The sequence below is a fragment of the Pseudomonas sp. FP1740 genome (assembly GCF_030687165.1).
Lineage (GTDB): Bacteria > Pseudomonadota > Gammaproteobacteria > Pseudomonadales > Pseudomonadaceae > Aquipseudomonas.
The window spans coordinates 6,114,991-6,128,336 of sequence record NZ_CP117461.1 but is presented as its reverse complement, the minus strand read 5'-3'; the positions used below and the strand labels follow the sequence as shown (position 1 = coordinate 6,128,336).

Genomic DNA, 13,346 nt, shown 5'->3' with positions numbered 1-13,346 from the left:
ACGCTGTGCATGAGAGTGCCGCCCGGGACACTTGATCGTTCCCACGCTCTGCGTGGGAACGCCGCCCCGGACGCTCCGCGTCCGCTTTTGAATCGTGACGCGGAGCGTCACCGGATGCATCCCCACGCGGAGCGTGGGAACGATCAACTGTGCACAAGCAAAAACGCCGCGATCATCTCGCGGCGTTTTTGTGTCTGCTGTCTTGCTTACCCCAGGTTCTTGCCGAGCAGCGCGTGGTACAGCTCGCTGTCGCCCAGGATCCCGACCACTTTGTTGTTGTCGTGCAGCACCAGCTTGTTGCCGGTCTGGTAACGAATCTGCAGCGCATCGCGCATGCCGATGTTGGAGTCCACCAGCGTTGGTCGACGGCCCAGGGCTTCAACCGCTTGCCCGGGTATCCATTTCTGCAGATCCAGGCTCGAGCCGTTCTGGCGCGCGCCTTTGATGGTGTTGCCTTCGGCCAGGTCCAGCCACGAATCGCCGCCCGGATCCAGGCACACCGAACCGTTGATGCGTTTGCAGTTGTCCAGGGTGCGCATCAGGCTGCGACCACACAATACGTTCAGCGGATTGGTGTGGGCGACGAAGGTGCGCACGTAATCGTCCGCAGGGTTCAGGACGATTTCTTCCGGCACGCTGTACTGGATGATCCGGCCGTCTTTCATGATCGCGATACGGCTGCCCAGCTTCAGGGCTTCATCGAGGTCGTGGCTCACGAAGACGATGGTCTTGCTCAGCTTGTTTTGCAGTTCCAGCAGTTCGTCTTGCAGGCCTTGGCGAATCAGCGGGTCGAGGGCCGAGAACGGTTCGTCCATCAGCAGGATGTCGGCGTCCATCGCCAGCGCACGGGCCAGGCCGACACGCTGCTGCATGCCGCCGGAGAGCTCATTGGGTTTCTTGTTGCGCCACTGGGTCAGGCCCACCAGCTCAAGCTTCTCGTCCACCAGTTTGCGGCGTTCTTTCTCGGGGCGACCCTGCATTTCCAGACCGAAACTGATGTTCTCGCGCACCGTCAGCCAAGGCATCAGGGCGAACTTCTGGAACACCATCGCGATGCGCTTGGTGCGCATCATCTTCAGTTCCGCCGGGGTGCAGGACGCGATGTCGATCTGCCGACCTTCGTGTTCGACGAACAACTTGCCACGGCTAACGGTGTTGAGGCCGTTGATGCAGCGCAACAGGCTGGATTTGCCGGAGCCGGACAAACCCATCAGCACGCAGATTTCACCTTTCTCGATGTCCAGGCTGGCCTTTTCGACACCGACGATTTGCCCGGTCTTTTTCAGAATCTCGTTGCGGGTCATGCCCTGGTCGAGCAGTTTGAGAGCGGCGCGTGGATCTTTGGAGAAGATCACGTCCACGTCTTCGAAGCGAATAATGCTCATGCGTCACCCCCTACTTTGGCTTCGGGTTGTTTGCAGATACGGTCGAGCATGATCGCCAGCAGTACGATCGCCAGGCCTGCTTCGAAGCCCAGTGCGATATCAGCAGTGTTCAGTGCGTTGACCACAGGTTTGCCCAGGCCGTCGGCGCCCACCAGTGCCGCAATCACCACCATCGACAACGACAGCATGATGCACTGGGTGATACCGGCCGCGATGCTTGGCATGGCGTGGGGCAGTTCGATGCGCGAGAGCAACTGACGGCGCGAGCAGCCAAAGGCTTTACCGGCGTCCATCAGTTCGTCCGGAACATCGCGGATACCCAGGTAGGTCAGGCGGATGGGCGCGGCAATCGCGAACACCACCGTCGAGATCAGACCCGGGACCACACCCAGACCGAAGAGGGTCAGGGTAGGAATGAGGTACACGAAAGTCGGTACGGTCTGCATCAGATCGAGCACCGGCCGCATCAGTGTGTAGAACATCGGTTTGTGCGCGGCGACGATACCCAACGGCACGCCGATCACTACGCAGACCAGGGTCGCGAACAACACCTGGGCGAGGGTTTCCATGGTTTCCTGCCAGTACCCCAGATTGAGGATCAGCAGAAAGGAAGCGATGACGAAAACGGTCAGGCCCCATTTGCGTTGGATGAAATGTGCCAGTAGTGCGATGAGGCCGATCAATGCCAGCGGGTTGAACCAGGTCAGCGCAAAAGTCACGCCGTGGATCATCGTTTCCAGTGACACGGCGATGGCGTCGAAGGTGCTGGCGCCGTGTTGCGTCAACCATTCAACGAAGCTCGCGATGTACTGGCCTAAGGGTATTTTCTGATCAATCAGCATGGTAGTGAACGTCCGCATGCAAGGAAATAAACAGCCCGGGCAGGCGAGCCTGCCCGGCGTAAGCGATTACTGCGCGAGCTTGGCTTTCACGGCATCCAGGCCTGGTTTACCGTCAATGGTGGTCACGCCAGCGAGCCAGGTATCGAGCACCTGTGGGTTCTTTTTCAGCCAGGCCTTGGCGGCGGCTTCAGGCTTCATCTTGTCGTCCAGGATGTTGCCCATCAGCGTACTCTCCATGTCGACGGTGAACTCCAGGTTTTTCAGCAGTTGGCCGACGTTGCTGCACTCTTGGGTATACCCCTTGCGAGTGTTGGTCGCAACGGTGGCAGCACCGAAATCCGGGCCGAAGAAGTCATCGCCACCGGTCAAGTACTGAATCTTGAAACGTTTGTTCATCGGGTGCGGTGCCCAGCCGAGGAACACCACGGCGGTGTCGCGTTTTTGCGCACGGTCGACTTGCGACAGCATGCCCGCTTCGCTGGACTCGACGACTTTGAAACCGGCGGTTTTGAGACCGAAGGCGTCTTTGTCGATCATGCTCTGGATCAGACGGTTGCCGTCGTTGCCTGGCTCGATACCGTAGATCTTGCCGTCGAGTTCTTTCTTGAATTTGGCGATGTCGGCAAAGTCATGCAGCCCTTTGTCGTACAGCGCTTGTGGTACGGCGAGGGTGTATTTGGCACCTTTGAGGTTGGTGCGCACGGTTTCCACGGTGCCGGCATCCCGATAGGCCTTGATGTCGTTTTCCATGGTCGGCATCCAGTTACCCAGGAACACGTCCATGTTCTTGCCGTCGGCCAGGGACTTGTAGGTCACCGGCACGGAAATCATCGTGGTCTTGGTCTTGTAGCCGAGGGCGTTGAGCACAACGCTGGTGGTCGCGGTGGTCGCGGTAATGTCCGTCCAGCCGACATCGGAGAAGTTTACGGTGCTGCATTGGGCCGGCTCTGCGGCTTGAGCCAGGAACGGCAGACTCAGCATGGCGGCCAACAACAACGACGGGGAACCTTTCATAGGGGCGACTCCTAAGTGTTTTTTTTGGCAGTGTTCCGACTGGACCACCGCACTTATCTGTTGCGGTTGGATGGCGTTTTGGAGACAGCTCTACCACAGCGCCTTGCAATCGAGTCGATACGATCATGTACCAGTGAAAATCTGACGCCTACAGGGTGCGTCGTAACCAGTACAGGGATGGTCGCATCCAGTGTCGGTGACGTCGTTTACAGCTTTTTTCAGCCCGATTTGCCCCGCTGATCCGCAAAAAAACGGCGAAAACATTGCGTAAGAGACCCGCGGCGCTAGTGGGCATGAGTGCGTCGGTGTGAGACGTTGAACGACATGGTAAAAGCCTGATGATGCGGCCATCTCGACGGATTGCAGCTTGAGCGTAGCAGCTCCGTCACTGGGCGCTTTTGCGCCTGGAGCAGGCACATCCAGGAGTTCAGCAGTAATGGCTATCAGCGTTTTCGACTTGTTCAAAATCGGCATCGGCCCTTCCAGTTCGCACACCGTGGGGCCTATGCGCGCCGCGGCGCTGTTCGTGCAAGATTTGCGCGAGCGGGGGCTCCTGGAGCAGGTGTGTCGCATCGAAGTTCAGCTATACGGATCGCTCTCGGCCACCGGCATCGGCCACGGCAGCGACAACGCGGTGATCATGGGGTTGATGGGCGAGTGGCCCGACGCGATCGATCCGTCGCAAATCGGCATCCGTATAGAAGCCTTGCGTGAAACCCACACGCTATTGCTCGACGGCCGCTTGTCGGTCCCGTTCATCTGGGCTCGGGACATGCGCCTGATCGACGAGAACCTGCCGTTCCATCCGAACGCCATGACCCTGGTCGCCGAAGGCGATCACGGCGAGCTGCATCGCGATACCTACTATTCCATCGGCGGCGGTTTTGTCGTCGACGAGGCGCAAGCTTCCAGCGGTGTGGTGGATCTGGATAACACCGTGCTGCCTTACGACTTCTCCAGTGCCGTCGAATTGCTCAGCCTGTGCAAGAAGCACAACCTGCGCGTGGCCGAATTGATGATGGCCAACGAGAAAGTCTGGCGCAGCGAAGAAGAAATCCGCAGCGGCCTGATGAAGCTCTGGCGCGCCATGCAGGATTGTGTGGAGCAAGGCCTCAAGCACGAAGGCATCCTGCCCGGCGGTCTTAATGTGCGCCGTCGCGCGGCCAAGTTGCACCGCAGCTTGCAAGAGCTGAACAAGCCCAACGTGATCGGCTCGACCTTGAGCGCGATGGAGTGGGTCAACCTGTTCGCGTTGGCGGTCAACGAAGAAAACGCTGCCGGCGGGCGCATGGTCACGGCACCGACCAACGGTGCGGCGGGGATCATTCCGGCGGTGTTGCACTACTTTATGAAATTCAGCGAGGCAGTGACCGACGCCAATGTGGTCGATTACTTCCTCAGTGCCGCGGCGGTAGGGATTCTGTGCAAAAAGAACGCCTCGATCTCCGGTGCCGAAGTCGGTTGCCAGGGTGAAGTCGGTTCGGCTTGCGCCATGGCGGCGGCCGGGTTGGCGGAGGTTCTTGGTGCCACGCCGGAGCAGTTGTGTAACGCGGCGGAAATCGGTCTGGAGCATAACCTCGGCTTGACCTGCGACCCGGTGGGCGGGCTGGTGCAGGTACCGTGCATCGAGCGCAATGCGATTGCTGCGGTGAAAGCGATCAACGCCGCGCAGATGGCGCTGCGCGGTGACGGCCAGCACTTTATCTCGCTGGACCGGGTGATCCGCACCATGCGTGATACCGGTGCCGACATGCACGACAAATATAAAGAGACATCGCGCGGTGGCTTGGCGGTTAGCGCGGTTGAGTGCTGAGACCGAGTTGACCTGTGGAGAGAGGGCAAGCCTGCTCTCCACAAAGACCTCATGTGCTACACCAGACCAGTCAAAACTGCGCACCAAGTGAACACGCGCACTAAAACGCGCCACCTTTTGGCGCGTCGCAAACAGGCAAGCCCGGCTCCCCGGTCGGGGATCAAATTCAAACTCTGACCGTTCGTCACCTGTGCCAGCGGTGACACTCTTGACCGCCGCGTCGCAGACCTGTTCCCACAAGTGCTACCGATTTGCTCACACGCAACGGGGGCACGGGTTTGGGGCCTTTGATAGCACTTTTAACCTCTTATCTCTGCGCGCCATATCTAGACGCATCGCGACGTCGTTTTCAGGAGTTATTGAACGCGCATTCAATTTAGGCATGGCAATTGCTCTGTCATTACAAAGCCCGTCTCCCACGCGAGAACGATGGCAATAAAAAGAGCCTCCGCCTGAGGCCATCACCCGCTTTGTGTGAGGAGATACCGCGATGACGACGTTCAACTCCGGGGCCCAACCCCAGAACCGTGCGCCTCAATCCATCGGCTTTCTGCTGCTGGACAATTTCACGCTGATTTCTCTGGCCTCTGCAGTAGAACCTCTACGCATGGCCAACCAATTGTCCGGCCGCGAGCTGTATCGCTGGACCACGCTCACCGTCGATGGCGGTCAGGTCTGGGCCAGTGACGGTCTGCAGATCACCCCCGACGCCTCCATGCACAAAGCACCACCCATGGACACCGTCATTGTCTGCGGCGGCATCGGCATTCAGCGCACCGTAACACGTGAGCATGTGTCGTGGCTGCAAAGCCAGGCGCGTCAGTCCCGTCGTCTCGGCGCGGTCTGCACCGGCAGCTGGGCCCTGGCGTGCGCCGGCCTGCTGGACGGTTTCGATTGCAGCGTGCACTGGGAATGTCTGGCCGCTATGCAGGAAGCTTTCCCGCGAGTGGCCATGAGCACCCGGCTGTTCACCCTCGACCGTAACCGGTTCACCAGCTCCGGCGGCACCGCGCCGCTGGACATGATGCTGCACCTGATCAGCCGCGATCATGGCCGTGAACTGTCGGCCGCGATTTCGGAGATGTTCGTCTACGAGCGTATCCGCAACGAGCAGGATCACCAGCGCGTGCCGCTCAAGCACATGCTCGGCACCAACCAGCCGAAACTGCAGGAAATCGTGGCGCTGATGGAGGCTAACCTCGAGGAGCCGATCGACCTTGATGAACTGGCGGTTTATGTCGCCGTTTCGCGTCGTCAGCTGGAGCGGCTGTTCCAGAAATACCTGCACTGCTCGCCGTCGCGTTACTACCTGAAACTGCGCCTGATCCGTGCTCGACAACTGCTCAAGCAAACGCCGATGTCGATCATCGAAGTGGCGTCGGTGTGTGGGTTCGTGTCCACGCCGCATTTCTCCAAGTGCTACCGCGAATACTTCGGCATTCCACCGCGTGACGAGCGCGTAGGCTCCAATACCACGCAACAAGTGGCGATGATGCCGCTACCGCAAGCCTTGGTGCTGTCGCCGTTGTCCGGGCCGCTGTCGGCGTTGAGCCAGGCGCGTAATGAATCGACGTTTGCCAGCGTAAGGCTCTAAACCAGGCAAACTATTGTGGCGAGGGAGCAAGCTCCCTCGCCACAAAGTGTTCACACCCCGGAAATCAGGCGCTATGGCTCTGTTGGTACTGCGCCAATGCCGGTAACAGTTGCTTGTCAATGGCCTGACGTACGGCCGGCTGGATTGACGCGCTGCTGGTGTACATCTGCTTGACCATGGTCCGCAGTTCGATTGCCCGCTCGTTGTTCAAGCCCCGTACTGCGCATTCGCAGGCTTGCTCGGCGGTTGCGCCGGGGGGCACTGAAAACCCCAACGCTTTCAGCTGGCTCAACAGGTCTTCCTGGTCTATCAAATCGGCGTACATCATGACGCAATCCTTCTTCAGGGAACGGTGTCGTGGTTCGATTCTGGTAGGGGCTGTAGGCGTCGGCAAGGACGATTTGTCGCAATGGCCGCAATACCTATGAACAGGTCGTTTTCGGCTAACTTGCTAAGGATGGGAGTAGGCACACTGGACTCAGCTGGCATCACGAAGGTTTGGTCACCCTCGCGCAACAGCTCCTCAACAGTACCCTCCTCAGCTCCGATCTTGTCACGGCTTGATCGGGGTTTTTTTTGCCTGCGAATCCAGAATTTGTGTTGTTTGTGCGGACGCCATCGCGGCGGTGCGGCGATCCGACAAGCCACGCTCCCACAGGGGTCGTGAGTAACCTGTGGGAGCGTGGCTTGCCCGCGATGAACGATGACGCGGTCTAGCGTTGTAAAACGAGAATGCGCGACAGCAATTCATCCCGCTCGACATAGCAACCCTGGAAATGCCGGGCGCCGGTGGCGGGGTCGAAGGCGTTGCGGGCGTGGAGGGTGCGGCGGTTGTCGAAGCACCACAACTCGCCGGGGTTAAGCCGTGTCATCACCCGGAAACGCGCCTCGCGGGTCATCGCAATGAAGCGCCGGTAAGCGCGATACAGCCTGGGCATCTGCTCCACTGAAGCATCGAATGGCCCGCGCAGAAAGTTCGCCATGCGGATTTCCGACACTTGCCCGAATGCATCCAACGCGATGATCGGCGCCAGGCAGCGGTAGTCGCTGTGGCGGTCCTTGTTGCGGAACTCGACGGGGATTTCACACAAGGCTTGAAACGCCTCGGGGTCTTCCTGACGCAAAGCTTGGGCGATGGCAAAACCGTCGACGAAAATACTTTCGCCACCGTCGGCGTCATTCACCAGGCAATGCAGAAATTGCAGCCCCGGTTGCAACTCCCGGGTCGGCAAATCGCTGTGCAGTGGCAGGTTGAAGGCGGTGTAGGCATTGCTGTCGGCATCGGCCTTGGATTGCACGTTGAACAGCACGCCGAAATTGCTCTCGCGGATGAACGAAATCCGCTGGGCGATCAGCTTCAGCGAGCCTGGCTCGGTGGGTACTCCGCGCACTTGAGTCAGGCCGATATCGCGCACGGCCAGCAGCCATTGCAACAAGGCGTCGTTGTTCTCCATCAGGGCCTGGTATTCGAATACTGGCAGCTGCAAATCGCTGTGCCAAAGCCTGGCTTTCGGTTTTCCGGCCTGGCGTTCGGCGCGGGATTCATCGTCATAGGCATGGGCCCGCAGCCAGCCCGGATCGAAGCGGCTGAGGTGGCCATCCTGCCAATCGACGCACAGGCAGCCTTCATCATCGACCGTGGCGTTTTCAGGCATCAGGTGCTCTTCGACATCGACGATTTCCAGCACTTGCTCGCGCGTCACCGTGTAGACGCACTGTGGGCACGGGCAGTTGTCCCGCAGCCATTGATGATGAAAAGGGCTGACCCGACCGTCCGCCCACTTCACTTGAATTCGGTCCGCCAGGGTGTGCACGGCGGTCAACGCGCTGATCAATGGATAGGTGCGGAAATCGGCAAAAGCGGCGGCGGTGTTCATGGCGGGCTCCTTATTATTTTGGTAAAGCAATCACTCGGCCGATCCAGGCGGGTGCGGGCAAGTCGGTTTGATCGGCGACGATGGCCTGCAGCTTGCTCAAGGTTGCTTCGCTGAACGGTGCGGATCGCGGTCCGGCGAGGTCGACGTGCAGCAGCATTTGTTCATTGCCCGCCAGCTCCTTGTCACCGCCCACCAGATGCAGGCTGTGGTAGAGGTGCAGGCGCTTGCGGTCGTGGCCGATGATCTGCGTATGCACTTCGACGTCTGCATCGAGTTTCACTTCGTGCAGGTAATTGAGGTGCAGTTCGAGGGTAAACAGCGAGTGGCCGCTGGCCTCGCGGTTGTTGCTGTCCATACCCAGCCGGTCCATCAACGCGTCAGTGGCGTAGCTGAAAATCAGCAGGTAGAAGGCATCGCGCAGATGGCCGTTGTAGTCGACCCAGTCGGGGATGATTCTGGTTTGGTAGGTGGTGAGGGTGGGCATCTTTATCTCCGAACGTGATCGTTCCCACGCTCTGCGTGGGAACGCTTCCTGTGACGCTCTGCGTCACGCCTTTGGGACGCGGAGCGTCCCGGGCTGCATTCCCACGCAGAGCGTGGGAACGATCTGTGCGAAGGGTTATTCGCTGAAGGCCATCCCATGTTTCTCTTTGGTGGTTTTCACCGCCTCCAGCACCGCCAGCAAGCAATCGTCACGATAGCGTTCCAGTGCCGAGATACTGTGTTTGCCCAACTGATCGCTGGTGCCATCCACCACATCGTCAATCAACTTGTCGGTCAGCTCCGGTGCCGGCAGGTACGTCCAGGGCAACTGCAACGCTGGCCCGAACTGCGCCATGAAGTGCCGCATCCCGGCATCGCCACCGGCCAGGGTGTAAGTCAGGAAGGTGCCCATGAACGACCAGCGCAGACCTGCGCCAAAACGAATCGCATCGTCGATTTCACCGGTGGTCGCCACGCCGTCGTTGACCAGGTGCAGCGCCTCACGCCACAACGCTTCGAGCAAACGGTCGGCGATAAATCCCGGTACTTCCTTGCGCACATGCAGCGGACGCATCCCCAGGGATTCATAGACTTTCATCGCCGCTTGCACCGCTTCTGGCGCGGTGTTCCTGCCGCCGACCACTTCCACCAATGGCAGCAGATAAACCGGGTTGAACGGGTGCCCGACCACGCAGCGTTCCGGGTGCGTCGAACTCTCGTAAAACTCGCTCGGCAACAGTCCCGAGGTGCTGGAACCGATCAATGCATTGGGCTTGGCCGCCGCGCTGATTTTGCTGTGCAGTTCCAGTTTCAGTTCCAGGCGCTCAGGGGCGCTTTCCTGAATGAAATCCGCGTCGCGAACACATTCTTCGATGGTGGCGACAAAGCGCAGCCGATCCTGCGATGCGCCGGGTGCCAGGCCTTGTTTCTCCAGCGCGCCCCAGGCATTGGCGACACGTTTGCGCAGCGCCGCTTCGGCACCGGGTGCCGGATCCCAGGCCACCACATCGAGGCCGTGGGCGAGGGCGCGGGACACCCAGCCGCTGCCGATGACACCGCTGCCCAGTGCTGCGAAGGTTTTGATATCAGTGATAAAGCTCATGGCGACTTCCTGAATTGGGCTCAAAAAAAATGTGGGAGCGAACCTGCTCGCGATGACGCCGGTACAACCGATGCGTTATCTGCGGCAGGACAACCGTCATCGCGAGCAAACTCGCTCCCACAGGGGGAAAGGGTGATTTGTTTCAACCGCGCTTGGTCAGGCCCATTTTTGCCCGGCCTTCGGCCGGGGTCAGAACGCGGGCGCCGAGGCGGCTGAGGATTTCCGAGGCGCGTTCGACCAGTTGGCCGTTGGTCGCCAGTACGCCCTTGTCCAGCCACAGGTTGTCTTCCAGGCCGACCCGCACGTTGCCACCGAGCAGCACCGCTTGCGCCGCCATCGGCATCTGCATGCGCCCGATGCCGAACGCCGCCCAGACCGCGTTGGCCGGCAGGTTGTCGACCATGGCTTTCATGGTGGTGGTATCCGCTGGCGCACCCCACGGGATGCCCAGGCACAGCTGGAACAACGGGTTATCCAGCAGACCTTCCTTGATCATCTGCTTGGCGAACCACAGGTGACCGGTGTCGAAAATTTCCAGCTCAGGCTTGACGCCCAGCTCTTGAATTCGCTTCGCGCCGGCCCGGAGTTGCGCCGGGGTGGAGACGTAAATGGTGTCGCCGTCGCCGAAGTTCAGGGTGCCGCAATCCAGGGTGCAGATTTCCGGCAGCAATTCTTCGACGTGGGCCAGACGGGTCAGTGGGCCGACCAGATCGGTGTTCGGGCCGAATTCCATCGGGTTCTCGCCTGCGCCGATTTCCAGGTCGCCGCCCATGCCGGCAGTGAGGTTGACGATAATGTCGACGTCCGCCTCGCGGATGCGCTCCATCACTTCGCGGTACAGCGCCACGTCACGGCTGAACTTGCCGGTTTGTGGGTCGCGAACGTGGCAGTGGACCACGGTAGCGCCCGCCTTGGCGGCTTCCACGGCGGCTGCAGCGATTTGTTTCGGGGTGACCGGCACGTGTGGGCTCTTGGCGGTCGTGTCGCCAGCACCGGTGAGTGCGCAGGTGATGATGACGTCGTGGTTCATGAGGCGGTTTCCTTCAGGCTTGAGTTTTTTGGCGGAGCTTGGGCGTGGAGATTCCGCTCGCAGCCCGCATCGGGCTGCGAATCGGTGGTTCCTTTCGGTTCTATTTACTGGTCAGCTTCAGGTTTTCAGCGGCCGGCTTGCCATCGAATGTGGTCACGCCTTCAAGCCAGCGTTGCTTGTCTTGCGGGTGATCCTTGAGCCACTGTTTGGCCGATTCGAAAGCGTCCTTGTGATCCAGCAGCGGCTGCATCATCCGGCTCTCGTCTTCGGCGGTGAACGTCAGGTTGCTCAGCAGGCGACCGACGTTCGGGCATTGCTGCGCGTAGTTCGGCGAGGTGACGGTCCAGACCGTGGCCATGCCTTCGTTCGGGCCGAGGGCGTCGTCGCTGCCGGTGAGGTAGGTCATCTTCACGTTGACGTTCATCGGGTGCGGCGCCCAGCCGAAGAACACCACGGCTTCCTTGCGGCGTACCGCGCGATCTACTGCCGCCAGCATGCCGGCTTCGCTGGACTCGACCAGCTGGAACTTGCCGAGGCCGAACTGGTTCTTGGCGATCATCGCCTTGATCTGGGTGTTGGCGCCCGAGCCAGGTTCGATGCCGTAAATCTTGCCGCCCAGTTCTTTTTCAAACTTGGCGATGTCGGCGAAGGTTTTCAGGCCCTTGTCGGCAAGGTAAGTCGGTACTGCGAGGGTGGCGCGGGCGTCCTTGAGGCTTGGCGCTTCAAGCACTTTGACCTGCTTGGCATCGACAAACGGCGTGATGGTCTGGGTCATCAGCGGGTTCCAGTAGCCCAGGAACAAATCCAGGCGCTGGTCGCGAATGCCGGCAAAGACGATTTGCTGGGAGGCGCTGGTTTGTTTGGTGCTGTAGCCGAGGCCGTCGAGCAGGACCTGGGTCATGGCGCTGGTGGCGATTACGTCGGTCCAGTTCACTACGCCCATGCGCACGTTCTGGCACGACGCGGGTTCGGCTGCCATGACACTGGCGCTCAAGAAAGCGGTACCGCTGAGTGCAAGAACACAGCTGCTGATCAGTCGTTTCATGTCGGGGTTCCTCGGCAGGTCGTTTATTGTGGGTTCCGGTGTCTGATGCGCCGGTGATGCCAAGTTACGCAGCAAAGCCCCCGTGAAAGCGCACTGCGGCGACCAGCTCTTGCACTGCGGCGACCTGCGCACTTGAATGCTGCTGGCAAGTGGCGTATCAACGTCCACACGCTTCCCGCCCTCTCGTTGCCTGCCAGTCGAGTGCGCTCCATGTCCCAGGATTTCTACTTCTTGTTGATGCCGGGTTTTTCGGCGATCGGTTTTATCTCGGCGATCGAGCCGCTGCGGGTCGCCAATCGCTTTCGCGGCGAGTTGTACCGCTGGCATGTGTTGAGCGCCGATGGCGGGGCGGTTCTGGCCAGTAACGGCATGTCGGTCAACGCCGATGCAGCGCTGGAGCCGCTGAAGAAAGGCGCAACCCTGTTGGTGGTCGCCGGTTTCGAACCGCTGAAGTTCGCTACCCCGGCCCTGGAGCATTGGTTACGTCGGCTGGACAACGAAGGCGTAACCCTCGGCGCCATCGACACCGGCAGTTTCATCCTCGCCGAAGCCGGCCTGCTCGACGGCCATCGCCTGACCCTGCACTGGGAAGCGATCGACGCCTTCAAGGAATCTTATCCACAGCTGAGCGTCACCCAGGAACTGTTCGAGATCGACCGACGGCGTATCACCTCCGCCGGCGGCACCGCCTCGATCGACCTGATGCTTGACCTCATCGGTCAGGCTCATGGTCCGGAACTGGCGATTCAGGTCAGCGAACAATTCGTACTCGGGCGCATTCGCCCGCGCAAAGACCACCAACGCATGGAAGTCGCCACGCGATATGGCATCAGCAACAAGAAACTGGTGCATGTCATTGGGGAGATGGAACAGCACAGCGAACCGCCGCTCAGCACTTTGGAGCTGGCGGAATCGATCAAAGTGACCCGACGTCAACTAGAGCGCTTGTTTCGCCTGCACCTGAACGACACACCGAGCAATTTCTACTTGCGCCTGCGGCTGGAGAAGGCGCGGCAGCTGCTGCGCCAGACGGACATGAGTGTGCTGGAGGTGAGCATCGCCTGCGGGTTTGAATCGCCATCGTATTTCACCCGCAGTTATCGGGCGAGGTTTGAGCGGTGCCCGCGGGAGGATCGCCGACAAAGCCAGAAGGCCTGAAAC

12 protein-coding genes are annotated in these 13,346 nt (G+C 60.1%); 3 read left to right on the top strand and 9 right to left on the bottom strand.

Features of this window, described 5'->3' with window-relative positions; all coding sequences use genetic code 11:
• Positions 1–206 precede the first annotated feature (206 nt).
• The 3 genes from choV to PSH69_RS27600 all read right to left on the bottom strand — a co-directional run bounded on the left by choV (position 207) and on the right by PSH69_RS27600 (position 3,241).
• Positions 207–1,385, bottom strand: a complete 1,179-nt coding sequence (gene choV, locus PSH69_RS27610) for a choline ABC transporter ATP-binding protein (RefSeq protein ID WP_018928771.1) — start codon at positions 1,383–1,385, stop codon at positions 207–209.
• Complete coding sequence (gene choW / locus PSH69_RS27605; protein ID WP_018928772.1) at positions 1,382–2,227, bottom strand: choline ABC transporter permease subunit; 846 nt, start codon at positions 2,225–2,227, stop codon at positions 1,382–1,384. The genes choV and choW overlap by 4 nt, the downstream gene beginning before the upstream one ends.
• Positions 2,228–2,293: 66 nt before the next feature.
• A complete protein-coding gene (locus tag PSH69_RS27600) occupies positions 2,294–3,241 on the bottom strand; it encodes a choline ABC transporter substrate-binding protein (protein WP_305410359.1) in 948 nt (315 codons plus the stop codon).
• A gap of 436 nt (positions 3,242–3,677) precedes the next feature.
• Here PSH69_RS27600 and PSH69_RS27595 point away from each other — a divergent pair, with 436 nt between their 5' ends.
• Entirely contained in the window at positions 3,678–5,054 is a 1,377-nt protein-coding gene (locus PSH69_RS27595) for an L-serine ammonia-lyase (protein WP_305410358.1), read from the top strand.
• A 490-nt stretch (positions 5,055–5,544) separates the two neighbouring features.
• Positions 5,545–6,648, top strand: coding sequence for a GlxA family transcriptional regulator (locus PSH69_RS27590; protein WP_007975492.1), 1,104 nt, complete (start codon positions 5,545–5,547; stop codon positions 6,646–6,648).
• 64 nt (positions 6,649–6,712) lie between these two features.
• Here the strand turns inward: PSH69_RS27590 and PSH69_RS27585 are convergent, their stop codons facing one another.
• The 6 genes from PSH69_RS27585 to PSH69_RS27560 all read right to left on the bottom strand — a co-directional run bounded on the left by PSH69_RS27585 (position 6,713) and on the right by PSH69_RS27560 (position 12,185).
• Positions 6,713–6,976, bottom strand: a complete 264-nt coding sequence (locus PSH69_RS27585) for a hypothetical protein (protein ID WP_018928775.1) — start codon at positions 6,974–6,976, stop codon at positions 6,713–6,715.
• Positions 6,977–7,361: 385 nt separating this feature from the next.
• Entirely contained in the window at positions 7,362–8,525 is a 1,164-nt protein-coding gene (locus PSH69_RS27580; protein ID WP_305410357.1) for a gamma-butyrobetaine dioxygenase, read from the bottom strand.
• Between the two features lie 13 nt (positions 8,526–8,538).
• Positions 8,539–9,009, bottom strand: coding sequence for a thioesterase family protein (locus PSH69_RS27575; protein ID WP_064620857.1), 471 nt, complete (start codon positions 9,007–9,009; stop codon positions 8,539–8,541).
• 135 nt (positions 9,010–9,144) lie between these two features.
• Positions 9,145–10,110, bottom strand: a complete 966-nt coding sequence (locus PSH69_RS27570) for an L-carnitine dehydrogenase (protein ID WP_305410356.1) — start codon at positions 10,108–10,110, stop codon at positions 9,145–9,147.
• A 142-nt stretch (positions 10,111–10,252) separates the two neighbouring features.
• Positions 10,253–11,140: a 3-keto-5-aminohexanoate cleavage protein gene (locus tag PSH69_RS27565; RefSeq protein WP_019580671.1), complete on the bottom strand. Its 888-nt coding sequence runs from the start codon at positions 11,138–11,140 to the stop codon at positions 10,253–10,255.
• A 100-nt stretch (positions 11,141–11,240) separates the two neighbouring features.
• Positions 11,241–12,185, bottom strand: a complete 945-nt coding sequence (locus PSH69_RS27560; RefSeq protein WP_007937989.1) for a choline ABC transporter substrate-binding protein — start codon at positions 12,183–12,185, stop codon at positions 11,241–11,243.
• 210 nt (positions 12,186–12,395) lie between these two features.
• Between PSH69_RS27560 and PSH69_RS27555 the strand changes: the two genes are divergently transcribed.
• Positions 12,396–13,343: a GlxA family transcriptional regulator gene (locus tag PSH69_RS27555; protein WP_019650277.1), complete on the top strand. Its 948-nt coding sequence runs from the start codon at positions 12,396–12,398 to the stop codon at positions 13,341–13,343.
• Positions 13,344–13,346 lie beyond the last annotated feature (3 nt).

Excerpts from the sequence above, each read along its gene's own strand:
- PSH69_RS27565 (WP_019580671.1), bottom strand. The coding sequence starts at position 11,140 with ATGAACCACGACGTCATCATCACCTGCGCACTCACCGGTGCTGGCGAC.
- PSH69_RS27585 (WP_018928775.1), bottom strand. The coding sequence starts at position 6,976 with ATGATGTACGCCGATTTGATAGACCAGGAAGACCTGTTGAGCCAGCTG.
- PSH69_RS27575 (WP_064620857.1), bottom strand. The coding sequence starts at position 9,009 with ATGCCCACCCTCACCACCTACCAAACCAGAATCATCCCCGACTGGGTC.
- PSH69_RS27590 (WP_007975492.1), top strand. The coding sequence starts at position 5,545 with ATGACGACGTTCAACTCCGGGGCCCAACCCCAGAACCGTGCGCCTCAA.
- PSH69_RS27570 (WP_305410356.1), bottom strand. The coding sequence starts at position 10,110 with ATGAGCTTTATCACTGATATCAAAACCTTCGCAGCACTGGGCAGCGGT.
- choV (WP_018928771.1), bottom strand. The coding sequence starts at position 1,385 with ATGAGCATTATTCGCTTCGAAGACGTGGACGTGATCTTCTCCAAAGAT.
- PSH69_RS27580 (WP_305410357.1), bottom strand. The coding sequence starts at position 8,525 with ATGAACACCGCCGCCGCTTTTGCCGATTTCCGCACCTATCCATTGATC.
- PSH69_RS27595 (WP_305410358.1), top strand. The coding sequence starts at position 3,678 with ATGGCTATCAGCGTTTTCGACTTGTTCAAAATCGGCATCGGCCCTTCC.
- PSH69_RS27600 (WP_305410359.1), bottom strand. The coding sequence starts at position 3,241 with ATGAAAGGTTCCCCGTCGTTGTTGTTGGCCGCCATGCTGAGTCTGCCG.
- PSH69_RS27555 (WP_019650277.1), top strand. The coding sequence starts at position 12,396 with ATGTCCCAGGATTTCTACTTCTTGTTGATGCCGGGTTTTTCGGCGATC.
- choW (WP_018928772.1), bottom strand. The coding sequence starts at position 2,227 with ATGCTGATTGATCAGAAAATACCCTTAGGCCAGTACATCGCGAGCTTC.
- PSH69_RS27560 (WP_007937989.1), bottom strand. The coding sequence starts at position 12,185 with ATGAAACGACTGATCAGCAGCTGTGTTCTTGCACTCAGCGGTACCGCT.